At 42.1% G+C, this 15183-nt stretch carries 12 protein-coding genes; 5 read left to right on the forward strand and 7 right to left on the reverse strand.

Annotated features, from left to right (window positions below; translation table 11 throughout):
• Positions 1 to 156: 156 nt before the first annotated feature.
• Positions 157 to 312, forward strand: coding sequence for a hypothetical protein (locus AACQ83_RS13665; protein WP_158537778.1), 156 nt, complete (start codon positions 157 to 159; stop codon positions 310 to 312).
• Positions 313 to 323: 11 nt separating this feature from the next.
• Positions 324 to 2999, forward strand: coding sequence for a beta-N-acetylhexosaminidase (locus tag AACQ83_RS13670; protein ID WP_112878098.1), 2676 nt, complete (start codon positions 324 to 326; stop codon positions 2997 to 2999).
• A gap of 76 nt (positions 3000 to 3075) precedes the next feature.
• On the opposite strand, the gene fur is transcribed toward AACQ83_RS13670, so the two are convergent.
• The 7 genes from fur to AACQ83_RS13705 all read right to left on the reverse strand — a co-directional run bounded on the left by fur (position 3076) and on the right by AACQ83_RS13705 (position 11776).
• Positions 3076 to 3522, reverse strand: a complete 447-nt coding sequence (gene fur, locus AACQ83_RS13675) for a ferric iron uptake transcriptional regulator (protein WP_112878099.1) — start codon at positions 3520 to 3522, stop codon at positions 3076 to 3078.
• A 366-nt stretch (positions 3523 to 3888) separates the two neighbouring features.
• Positions 3889 to 4419, reverse strand: a complete 531-nt coding sequence (gene fldA / locus AACQ83_RS13680; protein ID WP_112878100.1) for a flavodoxin FldA — start codon at positions 4417 to 4419, stop codon at positions 3889 to 3891.
• Between the two features lie 174 nt (positions 4420 to 4593).
• Entirely contained in the window at positions 4594 to 4881 is a 288-nt protein-coding gene (gene ybfE, locus AACQ83_RS13685; RefSeq protein ID WP_049583800.1) for a LexA regulated protein, read from the reverse strand.
• 138 nt (positions 4882 to 5019) lie between these two features.
• Positions 5020 to 5988: a GlxA family transcriptional regulator gene (locus AACQ83_RS13690; protein ID WP_112878101.1), complete on the reverse strand. Its 969-nt coding sequence runs from the start codon at positions 5986 to 5988 to the stop codon at positions 5020 to 5022.
• Positions 5989 to 6175: 187 nt separating this feature from the next.
• On the reverse strand, positions 6176 to 8320 hold the full coding sequence (locus tag AACQ83_RS13695; RefSeq protein ID WP_112878102.1) for a type I secretion system permease/ATPase: 2145 nt from the start codon (positions 8318 to 8320) through the stop codon (positions 6176 to 6178).
• Between the two features lie 2 nt (positions 8321 to 8322).
• Positions 8323 to 9678 (reverse strand): HlyD family type I secretion periplasmic adaptor subunit, encoded by a 1356-nt coding sequence (locus AACQ83_RS13700; RefSeq protein WP_112878103.1) that lies wholly within the window; start codon positions 9676 to 9678, stop codon positions 8323 to 8325.
• Positions 9671 to 11776 (reverse strand): peptidase domain-containing ABC transporter, encoded by a 2106-nt coding sequence (locus AACQ83_RS13705; RefSeq protein ID WP_112878104.1) that lies wholly within the window; start codon positions 11774 to 11776, stop codon positions 9671 to 9673. Before AACQ83_RS13705 ends, AACQ83_RS13700 begins: the two co-directional genes overlap by 8 nt.
• A gap of 322 nt (positions 11777 to 12098) precedes the next feature.
• Here AACQ83_RS13705 and rtxH point away from each other — a divergent pair, with 322 nt between their 5' ends.
• From rtxH to rtxA, 3 genes are all read left to right on the forward strand, one after another.
• The gene (gene rtxH, locus AACQ83_RS13710) at positions 12099 to 12449 is read left to right on the forward strand and encodes a protein RtxH (RefSeq protein ID WP_112878105.1); all 351 of its coding nucleotides are present in this window, start codon (positions 12099 to 12101) and stop codon (positions 12447 to 12449) included.
• 21 nt (positions 12450 to 12470) lie between these two features.
• On the forward strand, positions 12471 to 12932 hold the full coding sequence (rtxC, locus tag AACQ83_RS13715; protein WP_112878106.1) for an RTX toxin-activating lysine-acyltransferase RtxC: 462 nt from the start codon (positions 12471 to 12473) through the stop codon (positions 12930 to 12932).
• 38 nt (positions 12933 to 12970) lie between these two features.
• Positions 12971 to 15183, forward strand: a 2213-nt coding sequence (gene rtxA / locus AACQ83_RS13720) for an MARTX multifunctional-autoprocessing repeats-in-toxin holotoxin RtxA (protein ID WP_112878107.1), incomplete at its 3' end; no start/stop codon positions are given.

The following is a 15183-nucleotide window of genomic DNA, read 5'->3' on the forward strand; positions in this document are numbered from 1 at the left end:
TCTCTGTCATGTTTTACAAAAAATCCTTTTTTCACTATTGATAATTTGTGGTGCGAAAAATAATCTTCATAGATGTTGATTAGATGATTTTAATTTTATTTCTTAATGTAATGTTTTTTATTTTATAAATCGATTTACATTTTTGGCAGTAATTTTATGGTTACATATGGCGTAAAGATTGGTATTTTTTTCCAAAACGAGAAAGCGATTAAATTCAACGTCATCATGCCGTTTATTGTCTTCTCATGGCTCGTTGCTGCTGTTCTTAGTGCTTCTGAGCAGCGGCTTACCTTACATAACGTTTGTGTTTGAAAGAGGTAATAATGAAGAAATTTAAATTGCATACATTAGCAGCACTGACTGCAACAGTTGGACTTATGGGTTCTGTGTATGCTTCCCAAACAGCGCAGCAAGTGGTTGATGCACTGAGTCAATTAAAAGTTAATTATAAGGTCGTTGATAATCAGGCGGGAGATCACGGCGTTAACTGTGCAATGCTGGGGGCTGACTGGGCTAAATGTAATCGAGTGGATATTACTTTAACCAATGGTAATCAGGCGATTGACTCTGTTGACTGGGCGATTTATTTCCACAGTATTCGCCAAGTCCTGAGCGTAGATAATGAACAGTTCAAAGTCACGCGTATCACGGGCGATTTACATAGACTGGAACCGACCGAAAAATTCACCGGTATTAAAGCTAATGAGCAGGTAAAACTGCCGTTTATTGGAGAATACTGGCAGATTTACAGCACTGATTTTCTACCTCGCTGGTATGCAACGTCGGGTGATGCGAAACCTAAAGTGCTTGTTAGTACAGATACAGAAGATCTAAGTCAATTCTTATCTGCTTTCACCGGTGATCAATGGAAACGCACACAGACAGATAATAATATTTTGATGACACCTGAAAATCGTTATATGAAGAATTTGCAGGTCAAAAAGGTTGGATCAAAAAAGTTGCGTGGGCAAATTATCCCGACACCAAAAGAGGTTCAGATTTTTACCGGGGATGCTGATTTATCTGGTGGGGTGAGACTGGAATTAGGTGGTTTAAATGACGAGGCAGTTATTCTTGTCAGAAAACGTTTTACTGATCAAGGCATTAAATTAGAGAATAGTGGCTATCTCGTTGCGACCCAGATTGTCTCTTCAGATTTTACTGGTGATTTGCAGGTTAAAGGGGCTTACCGTCTAAATGTTACCCAACATGGGGCACAAATTGTTGCTTTTGACCAATCAGGAGTGTTTTACGGTCTTCAATCTCTGTTGTCATTAATTCCTGTTGATGGCGATAGGAAGATTGCTACTTTGACGGCAAAAGATGCGCCCCGCTTTGAGTATCGCGGGGTTCTCCTTGATGTAGGGCGTAATTTCCACAGTAAACAGGCTGTTCTGCGTTTGCTTGACCAAATGGCAAGTTACAAGCTGAATAAATTCCATATTCATCTGTCTGATGATGAAGGTTGGCGTTTGGAAATTCCTGGATTACCTGAGTTGACGGAAGTTGGCAGCCAGCGGTGTCATGATTTAAGTGAAACTAAATGTTTGTTACCACAACTGGGTTCAGGCCCCGATAACAACAACATGGGTAGCGGATATTTCAGCCGTCAAGATTACATTGATATTTTGAAATATGCCAAAGCCCGTTATATCGACGTTATTCCTGAAATTGATATGCCAGCCCATGCTCGGGCCGCCGTTGTTTCTATGGAAGCCCGCTATAAGAAATTAATCGCTCAGGGGAATGTGAAAGGGGCGAATGAATATCGTTTGCTCGATCCAACGGATACCACCAGAGCAACATCGGTTCAGCTCTATGATCGTCGCAGTTATTTGAACCCATGTATGGATTCTTCAAAACGGTTTGTTGAGAAAGTCATTGGTGAAATTGCCGCTATGCATAAAGCAGCGGGCTCACCATTGGAGACTTGGCATTTCGGGGGAGATGAAGCGAAGAATATCCGTTTGGGAGACGGATTCCAGGATAAAAATGGTCCTATCGTACCGGGTAAGGGCATTATTGATAAAAATGCGGAAGATAAACCGTGGGCTAAGTCTCAGATTTGTCAGAAGTTGATAGAACAGGGTGTTGTGAAAGACATTGATTATCTTGCCAGCGACTTCGCAATTGAAGTGAGCAAAATTGTGAATGCTAATGGCATTGAAAGGATGCAGGCGTGGCAGGATGGTTTTAAACATGTTGGCAGCGCTAAAGATTTTGCCACCAAACGCGTAGGGGTGAATTTCTGGGACGCTCTCTACGATGGCGGCTTTGATTCAGTCAATGATTGGGCGAATAAGGGCTATGAAGTGGTGATATCTAGCCCAGATTATATTTATCTGGATATGCCATATGAAGTTCATCCACAGGAGCGTGGCTATTATTGGGCGGCTCGTTTTAACGATGAAGCTAAGATCTTTAGTTTTGCACCCAATAACATACCTCAAAATGCTGAAACTTCCATTGACCGTGATGGTAATGCATTCCGTGCGAAAAGTGATAAACCGTGGCCGGGCGCTTATGGGCTTTCAGGTCAAGGATGGAGTGAAACGGTTCGGACTGATGAACAGATGGAATATATGATTTATCCGCGCTTGTTACCGCTGGCAGAACGGGCATGGCACCGGGCCGGTTGGGAGCTGGATTATGTTCCGGGCCAGGTATATAAGCGTGGAGAAACGTATAAAGTCGATATAGATGCGCTTAATCGCGACTGGACTCGATTCGCTAACCTGATAGGGCAACGTGAACTTAGTAAACTGGATAAAGCAGGTATTGCTTATCGTCTGCCGGTTCCGGGGGCTAAGGTAAAACGGGGTATCTTGCGGGCTAATGTTGCTCTGCCTGGATTGGTAATCCAGTATTCGACTGATGGCGGTCGTAACTGGGAAGTTTATAACAACCATAAACGCCCAAGAGTGAGGGGTGATGTGTTGATCCGTTCTGTCAGCCCGGATGGTAAACGTTATAGTCGAATTGATAACGTAAAGGCATGATAATGTTGTAGTAAGAGGGGAACCCTGATGGGTTCCCCTCTCTAGGTAGATAAAAAATTAGCGGTTCAGGCGTGAATTATTTCTCATCATGTGCACTACTATCTTCGCGGCAATTACCGGCAGAGCAGTGACCATATAAATAAAGACTGTGGTTTGAAAGCTTAATCCCATAACGCTCAGCAATGTTCTTCTGGCGTCTTTCGATATATTTGTCACTGAATTCAATGACTTTACCACAGTCCAGGCAGATTAAATGGTCGTGGTGTTGTTGTTGAGTGAGTTCAAAAACCGATTTGCCACCCTCAAAGTTATGACGGGTGACAATACCGGCATCATCAAACTGATTCAACACGCGGTAGACAGTAGCAAGTCCAATCTCTTCACCGTTATCAATCAGTTTTTTGTAGAGATCTTCCGCACTGACATGGTGGTATTCAGGCTCCTGTAACACTTCCAATATTTTCAGACGAGGAAGTGTAACTTTAAGTCCAGCATCTTTTAATGCCTTATTGTTGTCGGTCATGCGGATTCAGTCCTGTTACTCAGTAAAGTGAACTTAGTGATACTTCAAAAAGTACCAGTTAGTTATCAGATTATGATTATAGGCATGGCTAATGAAAATGAAAACCACGTTAACCTTAACTTTCATTATACATTTTGCCAGAATAATCGTTTATAAAACGCAGGAATAACCTTACTATTTATCATACTTAGGCTGTTTTTTGCCATTCTTCGTAGTGAAAAGCGGATTTAAGCAGCGTTCTGACAAAAGTAATAGCCTTTGAATGCGATCCCACAGGTGCGAGTGAAGCGAGTCACTTCTCACCTACCGTGGGTTCACTATTGATAAGAAATGGCCTGCACCAATTACGCTTACTGGGATAGGCCGCTATCCTGCAAGAATTTCTGACAAACTCAGCTCTTCGTAGATCTGTTTAGTCCAGGCATTAACACGCTCTTCTGTTAATTCTGGTTGGCGGTCTTCATCAATAGCAAGCCCAATAAAATGGCTATCATCAGCCAGACCTTTTGATTCTTCGAAGTGATAGCCCTCGGTTGACCAATGACCAACAATAATGGCGCCGCGGGGTTCAATAATGTCACGGATAGTTCCCATAGCATCGCAGAAATATTCCGCGTAATCTTCTTGATCACCACAACCAAAAAGGGCGACCAACTTCCCTTCAAAATCGATCTCTTCCAGAGTAGGAAAGAAATCATCCCAGTCACACTGTGCTTCACCGTAGTACCAGGTAGGGATGCCGAGCAGCAGAATATCGAACTGTTCGATATCTTCTTTGCTGCTCTTGGCAATATCATGAACTTCTGCAATGTCGGAACCCAGAATTTTTTGGATCTTTTTGGCAATATTTTCTGTGTTGCCGGTATCGCTGCCAAAAAATATACCTATAATTGCCATAGGATAATATAACCTCTTGTTTTATTTGTGTATTTCTGTATGAGATATACGTATAAAATGTTAAAAATCAGTAGAAAAGGCTCTGATTGTATTAATAAAAAAACAAAATCCTATTCTGACTAAACAGTCAGGACAATTCTGTCAAATTTGTGTGATTTCGTGCCTTCAATGCTATCAAGTCGTGATGTTACTTTCTGCTAACTGGGCCAGCAAAATTTGCTCGATGAGTTCACTGCGGCTGATGTTGCGTTGCTGTGCAAGAAAGTTAAGCGCATCTACTGCATCAGCATTTATTTTCAGCTCCACACGACGCAGACCGCGCACCTTATCACGGCGAAGTTGGTTACGCTTGTTGACTCTGAGTTGTTCATCCCTGGAAAGTGGGTTGGTTTTTGGGCGCCCCGGTCTGCGTTCATTTGCGAACAAATCCAGAGTGGTGCGATCCATTTGTTCTTTTGCCATAAATTCAATTAGTAAAGGGCGTATACCATAAAATATAGCACGCCATGATACCCCAGCTTCTAGTGTATCGCTACTGCCTGACAAAGATAAAAGCGGCGTCATTGCTTATCTGTAAAGGATTGTGGTTGAGTTTCCGTTTTAGCGGTGTTGGTATTTTCTACGGTACTCTATTGGTGTTAACCCATTAAGTTTCTTGAATAACTCTCTGAAATAGCGAGTATCTTCATAGCCAACTTCATGGCTGATTTCTTCTATGGTCTTATTCGATTTTTCTAACCGGCATTTCGCCAGAGATAGTCGAATCTGTTGGATATATTGAATAGGTGTCTGGCCGGTTGCAGTCTTAAAGCGCCGCTTCATCTGTCTTTCACACAGATGAATTTTATCGGCCAAATTGCCAACTGATAATCTGTCTGATGGGGCAGAATGCATCCAGTCTTGTAGTTTGTGGATTAATGTATCTGAATGTTGGCGATAGGGTACAAAACTTGCGAGAGTATGAGAGGGGAGACCTTCCATATTACCAAATATGAGCTGACTACAGGTTTCCCTAGTATTTTGACCATATATCTGTTCAATAATATGCATCATGACATCGTTGTATTCATAGGTGCCAGAAGTACAAAAAATATTGTTATCGCTGGTGACTTTTATTTCTGAATGTAATTGTACTTGCGGAAACATGTCCTTGAATAATTTGGTAAATAGCCAGTGTGTGGTGGCTTTGCGGTTATTGAGTAAATTAGCTTTAGCCAATACAAAAGAACCTGTACAAACGGAGACGATAGGAACATTTTTTTCTTCCATCATTTGGAGCCAATCTAAGGTTTCTTGAGTACAAAAATCGAAATCGTAATAAGGGGCCCCAATTGAACCCACCAGGACAATATCTGTTTGTTTTATTTCTCCTATGAGTTTATTGGGTTTTAGCCGAATACCCCCCATCCCGACAGCATCCTGATTATCCTGTGTGACAATATTGATTTCTGGCTCCGGCGCTCCGGCTAAACGAGCAGCAGTGGTTAAAATTTCTATTGGGCCAGTAATAGAAGTCAGAGATCCTCCTGAAAATACTAACACGCTTAAAGAAACTGGATTCCTGTCCATAAGAATTCTCCAACTTAAAAATTAAGATGTATCAAGATATTTCATTGTCTAACATCTTAATAACTTATTGTAACAATTTAAATAAGTTAATTACATTGAATTATTTTTTTTGAACAAACAAGTAAAATAAAAAATAATTTCAGCCAAAACTTATTCCGTCTTTGTTAAGAGTTGGCTGAATTGTCATTTAATTTTCGCCAACTTGTTGATGCCACAGATGCGCGTATAAGCCATCTTGCTGGAGCAATTGGTCATGCGAGTCAAATTCGATAATTTGCCCCTGATCTAACACACAGATTTTATCCGCGTGGCGAATTGTATTGAGCCTATGAGCAATACTGATCACTGTTCTGTTACGGCATATTTCGTCCATATTTGCCATGATTGCCGCTTCGGATTCATAGTCCAATGCTGAGGTGGCTTCATCAAGGATCAGAATAGTTGGGTTGACCAGGAGCGCTCTTGCTAATGCGATTCTCTGTCTTTGACCACCTGAAAGATTTACTCCTTTTTCCCCAACTGGATGCGCAAAACCGTGGGGAAAGGATTGAATAAATTCAATGGCCCCGGCTAACTCAGCGGCACGATAGACTTCTGCATCTGTTGCGTTGGGCTTACACAGCCGAATGTTATCGGTGATACTGCCAGAAAACAGGATACTTTCCTGGAGCACAACACTCATATTACGGCGTAAAGAGACGGGATCAGCAATAGCCAAATCCATGCCATCAATCAAAACTTGTCCATGTTGAGGTACGTACAACCTTTGTAGCAAACGGGTGAGAGTACTTTTACCTGAACCGGACGGTCCAGTTATACCAATAAATTGACCCGATTTTATCAATAACGACAGGTTCGCCAGAACTTCTGGTGTGTCGTCATGGTAGCGGAAGCGAATATTTTTGAATTCAATTTGGCCTTCCAGCTCAGGTACAGAAGCCAATCCCTGTTTACTGTTTTCCATTGGCTCATCAAGAATATCCCCCACACGTTTCAAGGCGATTAACGTATGCTGAAAATCTTGCCAAACCTGTGCGAGCCGGAGGATCGGTTGCGTGACGTGTCCGGCCAGCATATTGAAGGCAATAAGTTGCCCCGGAGTCAGTTCACCGCGTAAGACTTCTGTCACCCCCCACCATAGGAGGATCGCGGCGGTAAATTTCTGGACAAAATCGATTCCCTGTCCTGCGATTAAACCGCTTTTCTGTGCCGCGAAGCTTTTAGTCAACTGCTGGCTGAGAATACGTTGCCACTGATGCAAGAAACGGTTTTCAGTCGCGGTGGTTTTGATGGTTTCAATCCCAGTGACGGCTTCAGTCAGAAAGCTTGTTGCATTTGCATCGGTTTCATATTCTGCTTCTACTTTGCGGCGAATAACCGGCCCGGCGACTACCCAGAATACGAAGTAAACAAAAAGTGAGCCAATAACAATCCAGGTTAGTATCCAGGCGTAATAAAACATGATGCCAATAAACATGATGACGAAAATTAAATCCAGCAACAGCATCAGGGTAGAACCTGTCAGAAACTGGCGGATTTGAGACATCTCTCTGACTCTGGCAATGATCTGCCCTGTTTGCCGTTGCTTAAAATATTGCAGCGGCAATCCTGCCAGATGACGATACAGTCGCCCGGAGAGCTCAGAATTTATCTGGCTTGCCATGTGCCCAAACACGGTGTTGCGCATAAAGCTATACAAGGGTTCGGCAAGGGCGATAGCGAGCATAGCCATACCTAATACATGCAGGCTAGATAAACTTCGTCCTACTAATACCTTATCGATGATGTTTTCAAACAAGATCGGACTGACCAGTGCAAATAACTGGAGAACTATGGCAAACAAAAACAGATCTCTTATCTGACTTTTCTGCCGGAAAATGGAGGGATAAAACCAGTTCAGGCCGAATTTGACATGTTTTTTAGTTAATTCCTGATCGGCGATTAGCAGGATCTTATAGGTATTTTCTTTATTATCAGCAAATAAAGAGAGTGACCTCGTTTGTTCAGTAGCCGGATCGAGAACAATAATATGGGTGTTACTGACTTCAATCAGTACCCACCATTGCTGTTCCAGTTCAATCAAGGCCGGTAAGGGTAATGTTGGCCCAGTATTGACAGTTAATTGCTCAATTTTACTGTGTAGCCCAATAGTGTTGGCGGCTTCACGTAGCTGTAAATCACTCAGATATAAGGAGTCAAAACCCAGGCTGTGCTGAAGTTGATCAACAGTAGCTGACTTATGAAATTGTTTCCCCACATAGACGATACAATTTAGCGCCTGATTATGAGTGTAGTTACTGGAATCAGTGGCAGAAGAAGGTAATAGGTTCACGATTATTTCTCCCTTAATGCTTCAGATTGATACTCTCTGATGGGGCTCAGGAGATAATCGATAACGCGGCGTTGGTCGGTTTTGATTTCAGCGACGATTGACATACCTGGGGTAATTTCAACCTGGGTATCGTCTATGGCAATGCTATTACTTTTAAGGCTCACTTGAGCGGGAAAGACCAATCCTAACCGTTCATCGGTGGTTGAATCTCTGGATATACTCAGCAGTTCGCCGTCAATCGTGCCATAACGTGTATAAGGGAAAGCATCTACCTTAACGGTGACTAGTTGGCCTGGATAAACAAATCCGGCGTCTTTGTTTAAAATTTGCACTTCCGCCAACTGCACGTTGTCATCAGGGACGATCACCATTAAGTTTTGTGCCGGTTGCAGTACCGCGCCTAATGTATGGACGCTGAGTTGTTGAACTGTTCCTGTGACGGGGGAGCGAATGACTTCAAGTTGTTCCCGTATCTGAGCTTTTGCCAGCTCTTGCTCTAAAACGACCAATTGAACTTCGGCCTGTTTTCTTTTATCAAACCATTCGCGTTCTTTTTGTGTTTTCAGGCTGTTTAAGCGTTCTTCCAGGCTAATATATTGCGATTGCAGAACATGAAGCTCCGCATTTTGTTGGGCAATCAGGCGTTCTGTTTCCAGAAACTCTTTTTCCTGTTCAAGATATTCAACTTTACTGATCACTTGTTTTTGACTTAAGGTTTGACGTGCTTTTAAACGCTGGCTGATATTTTGCCGGAGCTTAGTGAGCGCATTGATATCGCTTTTTCGTGATTGTTGAGAAGAGAGATTGACGTTCATCTCTGCTTTCAGATTTGTTACAACAGCTTCGTATTCTCTTTTCTCCCGGGAATAGTTGTCAGCAACTTGTGTTTGTTGAGATGCCGGCAAAGCCTGAAACAGTTCCTGTTCTGTCGGTTCCTGCTCTTCTGTCAAAGCCTGATAACGAATTTTTTCGTGGGCTTGATATTCGATCTGCTTTAATAACCGGGTGATATCCTGGTTAACACCGAGTGTATTGAGTGTCAGAAGTGGGGCGTCTTTCTTTACCCGCTGCCCATTCTGAACATGGATAGCGGTCACTCGGCTCTGTTCGTATGCCTGAATTATCTGAGAACGGCCAGAGACAATCAGGCGACCGGTTGCGGTTGCCTGAACATCCAACTTACCCAGATAGGCCCAGAGCAAGGCTATGATAATACCGATACTGAGCGTTATTGCAGTGTAGCGGGCAAAAGGCGACGGTGGTCGTTGTGACAACGCTAAATGTGTCGGTAAAAAGTCATAATGCCGCGGGCAAGGGCGCAACCAGGTTTTAATTTTATTCTTAAAAGCTTTAATCATGACAAGGCATCTCCTGTTTTAATTCTTGTTGTAACTGCCAGAGCTTCCGGTATTGTCTACCGTGGTTAAGTAGCTGTTCATGAGAGCCTTGTTCGAGAATTTCCCCCTGTTTAAGAACAATGATGCGATCACAATGACGTACAGTTGAAAGGCGGTGTGCGATTGTGATAACCGTTCTGCCTTGGGCAATTTCTGCCATATTGGATTGAATGAGTGATTGTGATTCATCATCAAGCGCACTGGTTGCTTCATCAAGAATGAGAATTTTGGGGTTAGTCAGGAGAGTTCGGGCAATCGCCAGCCGCTGACGTTGACCGCCGGATAAAGATTGTCCGCCTTCTGCGATAGTTGTGTCATATCCCATCGGCAGCTTGAGAATAAATTCATGAGCACCTGCCAGCTTAGCGGCTTTAATCACGGCTTCCAGGTTGGCGTCAGGTTTTGACTGGGCAATATTTTCATATACCGTTTTGTTAAATAAGAAATTTTCTTGTAGAACCACACCGACTTGCTGTCTGAGTGTTTCAATATTTATATTTTGTAATGGGATTCCATCTAAGGTAATTGCGCCTATTTCTGGGGTATAAAGGCGGAGTAATAAACGAGCCAATGTACTTTTTCCGGAACCAGAGGCACCGATAATACCAATGGTTTCTCCGGCTCTGATATCGAGAGTCAATCCTTTAATCGTTGGTGGAATATCAGGTTGATAGCGAAAAACAACATGGTTAAATGAGACTGCTCCTTGCAGTGTGATTTGCTGCTGGCCGGATTGTTGCTCGGTTGGCAGGTTTAACATATCTCCTAACTTATCGACGGCCACCCGCGTTCTGATAAATTGTCCCCATAGTTCCACTAATCTGGCTAATGGTTGGGCCGTGTGATTTACCATCATATTGAAGGCGATCAACTGACCGATGGTCATTTGCAGTGATAAAACCTCTGATGCGCCTAACCAGAGAATTGCCACAATGGTAACTTTTTGCAGTAGCATAACAATATGGTTTGAACGATTACCCAGTTGCTGTACTGCATAACTAGTATCGACCATCTTCTCAGTCTGGCTATCCCAACGGCGAACGAATTTAGGCTCTACCGCCAGACTTTTCAGGGTTTCAGCACCAGAAACCGTTTCAGTCAGAAAAGAGGTATTTATTGCTGCATGGGTGAATTGTTGTTCAACCGCTTTTTCCATACGAGGCGTCACCCACCATGCCAAAATGGCATAACAAGGGAAGGTTGCGAGAAAAACCCAAGTTAGTAGGCCGGATAACAGGCTCATCACGTAGATGAAAATAAACATAAATAGAACATCGACAGATAAGGTGAACATTGAGCCGGTCAGGAACTCTCTAACGGTATCCAGTTCACGCACCCGAGTAACAATAGCTCCCACTTGGCGGGATTTAAAAAAGAGTAAAGGTAGCCCGAACAGATGCCGGACTAGTTTTAATCCCAGTTTGATATCAATGCGGTTTGCGGTGTGAGCGTATTGGTATTCTCGTAATCCACGCAAAATCACCTCGATGATGCCGGCGATGATTAAGCCAAAGACTAATACATCAAGTGTTGATAGCGCTTGATGGATTAAGACCTTATCCATTACCACTTGAATAACTAAGGGAGAAATTAACGCAAGAATTTGTAATACAAAGGAAAATAACAGTATCTCACATAGATTTTTCTTTTGTGCCAGAAATTCTGGAATAAACCAACGGATGTTAAATTTAGCTTGTTTCTGTTTTATTTTAATCCATTTTCCATTCCACTCTTTTATCAGCCTTTCTTCGGACCATATTTCAGGATTTTCTTTATCAACCCTCTGTATTAGTGAGCTCTCTTTATTCGATTTGGCTAAAACAAAGGGTAGGCCATTATTATCAAACAAGATTGCGGGTAGAAGTATATTATGGTGCTTTTTGCTTACGGAATTTTTACTTGAAATCGATAAATTAAATTTTTCCTCTATATTACTTATAGATGAATAATAACAATTAGGTTTTTTTAAGTTATCAATGTCAGTGATGTTTTCTTTTCTATTATATATCATCAATATTAATTTTAATGATGCTATGGTTAATCTCTCAATTTTATTCATGAAAAAATATCTTTAAAATTCACAAAATAAGAATTAAAACAAATGGTTATATTAATTTTGTGTAGCATTTAAGTGTTACTTATTATCTTATATTTATTGTTATTATCGATGTGGGTAAATGGGACTATATATGTGGGGTAAAAGGACTTTTTGTGTGTAAATGTTGATTTTGAGTTTTTTCTCTATATTATTTCATTGGTTTTTTTACTCTTAATGTATTTATAGATATAAAAATTCAAGATACCCGTGAATCAAATGTATTCTTTGTTGTATACATTGTATAACTTCATTAATAAGTTGTTTATTTTTGGTAAATAAAAATATGTCTGAAAAATTCGTACAAACCATCTCTAGTGTTAATTATAATAAAGGGATTTTTTCTCTTTATTTCGTTGGTCAAGAACCTAATCGTATGGCGAATGGGATAATGGCAGAAAATGATAATGAACTTGAATTAAAGCAAGTTATCCATATGCCAGCATCGGGATTTATGTATATGGTTTCGATGGTTAAAAATATGTTGGAAGATCCACGAATGGCGGCTGAATTTGACAAATTGGTTGCAGCAGGGTTTTTACCTGCTCCACAAGTGTCTGAAGAGCAAATTGTATCGGAATCTATAGCGGAAGAGCCTGCTAACGCTAAAAAACGCCTATCTAAAAATACAAAATAAGATCTCATGGTTGATTAGCGGATGGCGATTATACATCAACCAGTGAAACTGAATAACGCAGAAATTCAAGCAATGATTGGAGGAGTAATGCTGCTGAGTCAGCATTCTCCTCTGCATCGGAGATACCTAGTGTCCGAGTGGCAACAGCGTATCTTGCCTGCATTTGAGCTGAATCAGTTTTGCTATTACGAAGATGAACACGGGCGCCCAATTGCCTTTTGTAATTGGGCTTTTTTATCTGAGCAGAATCGAGATGAGATTCTTTCGGGAGAAAGAGAGCTTACCCACACGGATTGGCGTTCAGGCCCACATATATTTTTTCCCGAAATGATTGCTCCTTTTGGTCACGGGCGTGAAGTTGCCAGGGATTTGCGTCGCCGTGTCTTTTTGCCGTGGAAAGGTCAGAAAGCTTGTACTGTCCGCGGGAAACTTGATGTCCAAAACAACCATTGTATTCGTCAGGTGCAGTGGTTTTTTGTTTAATTTTTATTTAATTTTTGTATGACTTAAAGGGATTTTTGATGGGGAAATCATCAAATAGAAGTACAGAGTATTTCTTTACTGGAAAATACTACGACGATAATGATGGTAATAGTATTACTGCTATTGGTGTTGGGGGTGAAGTTTATGCTTATGGCGGAAATGATGATGTTACTGTTGGTTCATTTAAAGTCGATGTATACCATACAGATGGCGACCTTTCGGTAAAAGGAGCTTCAGGTTACACCGGCATTAGTAAAACGGGAGATGGTGGTCTGTCGTTTGCGGGTGCAGCCGGTGTGGCTTTTATTAATCACACAGGTGAAACGGGAAATTTAAATTATTCAGGTGCTGCCGGCTATAATAAACTGGTTCGTAAAGGTTTGTCTGGTGATACAAATTTTAAAGGGGCCGGTGGATACAATAAGTTATGGCATGAAACTAACCGGGGAAATTTAGATTTTGCCGGTGCAGGGGCATACAATGACATTGACCATACTTGGTTTAACCGTTATCAAGATTCACAGGGAAATGTCACTTTTAATGGCGCAGGCGCTGCAAATAGTATCAATTCACGAGTAGAAAGCGGTAACGTTACATTCAATGGAGCAGGTGCTGATAATCACATCATACGTAAAGGTAAAGAAGGTAATATTATCTTACGAGGTGCGGGGGTATCGAATCGAATTGAGCGTGTACGCCAAAATAAAGATGGGTATGAACAGACGCGTGGTGATATTACTTTTGAAGGTGCGGGTGGTTATAACAAACTCTATTCTGATGTCGCGCATGGCAATATTAATTTCTCCGGTGCTGGTGCTTACAATGAAATCACCAGAATAGGCATGAATAGCAATTTCTATGGTAAGACACTGGAATTTGCTAAAGCCGAAGAAATCGTATTGACGACGGCAACGATGGGAGGAAGCTGGATCCAGGAGTCTCAACAGGTCATAGGTATTAAATCAACTATCGAACCGGATACCTATCTTTTTGCATTTGCTGATGAAATGTACACTAAAATCAGCAAAGTCCAGCTTCAAAATAATCCCACCACGGGTAGACTCAGTTATCATGCCACTTCTTGGTATAAAGCGGGCAATCACCTTGAAAATCTTGCTGCGAAAGACATTTCGTCAGGCAATGGATTTGTTGCGGTAAATGCTAATGGCGCTTACCGCCTCTCCAGTTTGGTTTTTGAGCATCATCAACCCGTCGCGATTCGTGCTATTGAGGACAACCTGTTGATAGATCAGTGGGTAACCTATGCGGGTGGCATGGTGGTTAAAGCAGAGGATATCTCGCTAGGTGATGCCAAAATGGGAGGGTATGCGATCTCCTCTGATGGTAGCAAAATTGATGTTTCCGCAGTCAAGTCAAATCGTCGATCCAATACTTATGTGTATGCTAAAGTGATGGAGCCATATACCAAAGTGGTTGAAGTTCAGTTGACCAATGATCCTGATACAGGGCAACTGAAATACAAAGCAACAGCATGGTACAAAACAGGCGATCATATGGGTAATTTAGCCAATGAAGAGTTTTCCTATGATAATGGATATACCTCCATTGGTGCCGGCTACACGTTAAGCCAGCTTCAATATAGTGCCAATACAGTGCACCATGCTTCTCATCGATTAGTACATAGCGAAGAATATAGTCAGCAAGACCTTGTTGAGTCATCCACAAGCAGTGGTTACGTGAATTTTAACGGTGCGGGTGGTGGAAACATTATTAAATCTAATGTTACTCGGGGAAATGTTAATTTTAAAGGCGCAGGGGTGGCAAACGTCATTTTGCATGGTTCAAAATTCGGTGATACGAATTTTGATGGTGCGGGTGCAGCCAACGTCATTGTGAAAAGTGGTGAAAAGGGCGACCTGACATTTCATGGTGCGGGTTTAGCCAATGTTCTGGTTCACCAAGGCCAGAGCGGAAAAATGGATGTTTACGCTGGTGGTGCGGTAAATGTTCTTGTGCGGGTCGGGGATGGGCGATATCTGGCACATCTTCTGGCTTATGGCAATATCTCGATCCACAAAGGCAACGGTAACAGCCGGGTGTTGATGTTGGGCGGGTACAACACTCATACCCAAATAGGTAATGGCAATGGGAACTGGTCCGGAGCGGGCGGTTTTAACGTCATCACTCAGGCCGGAGCAGGGGATATCTCTTCTGTACTTTTAGGTGGCGCTAACGTACTAACTAAGCTCGGTGCGGGAGATCTGGTTACCGGTATGTTCGGTGGCGCCAA

It is taken from the genome of Photorhabdus sp. S10-54 (assembly GCF_963878145.1).
Lineage (GTDB): Bacteria > Pseudomonadota > Gammaproteobacteria > Enterobacterales > Enterobacteriaceae > Photorhabdus > Photorhabdus kayaii.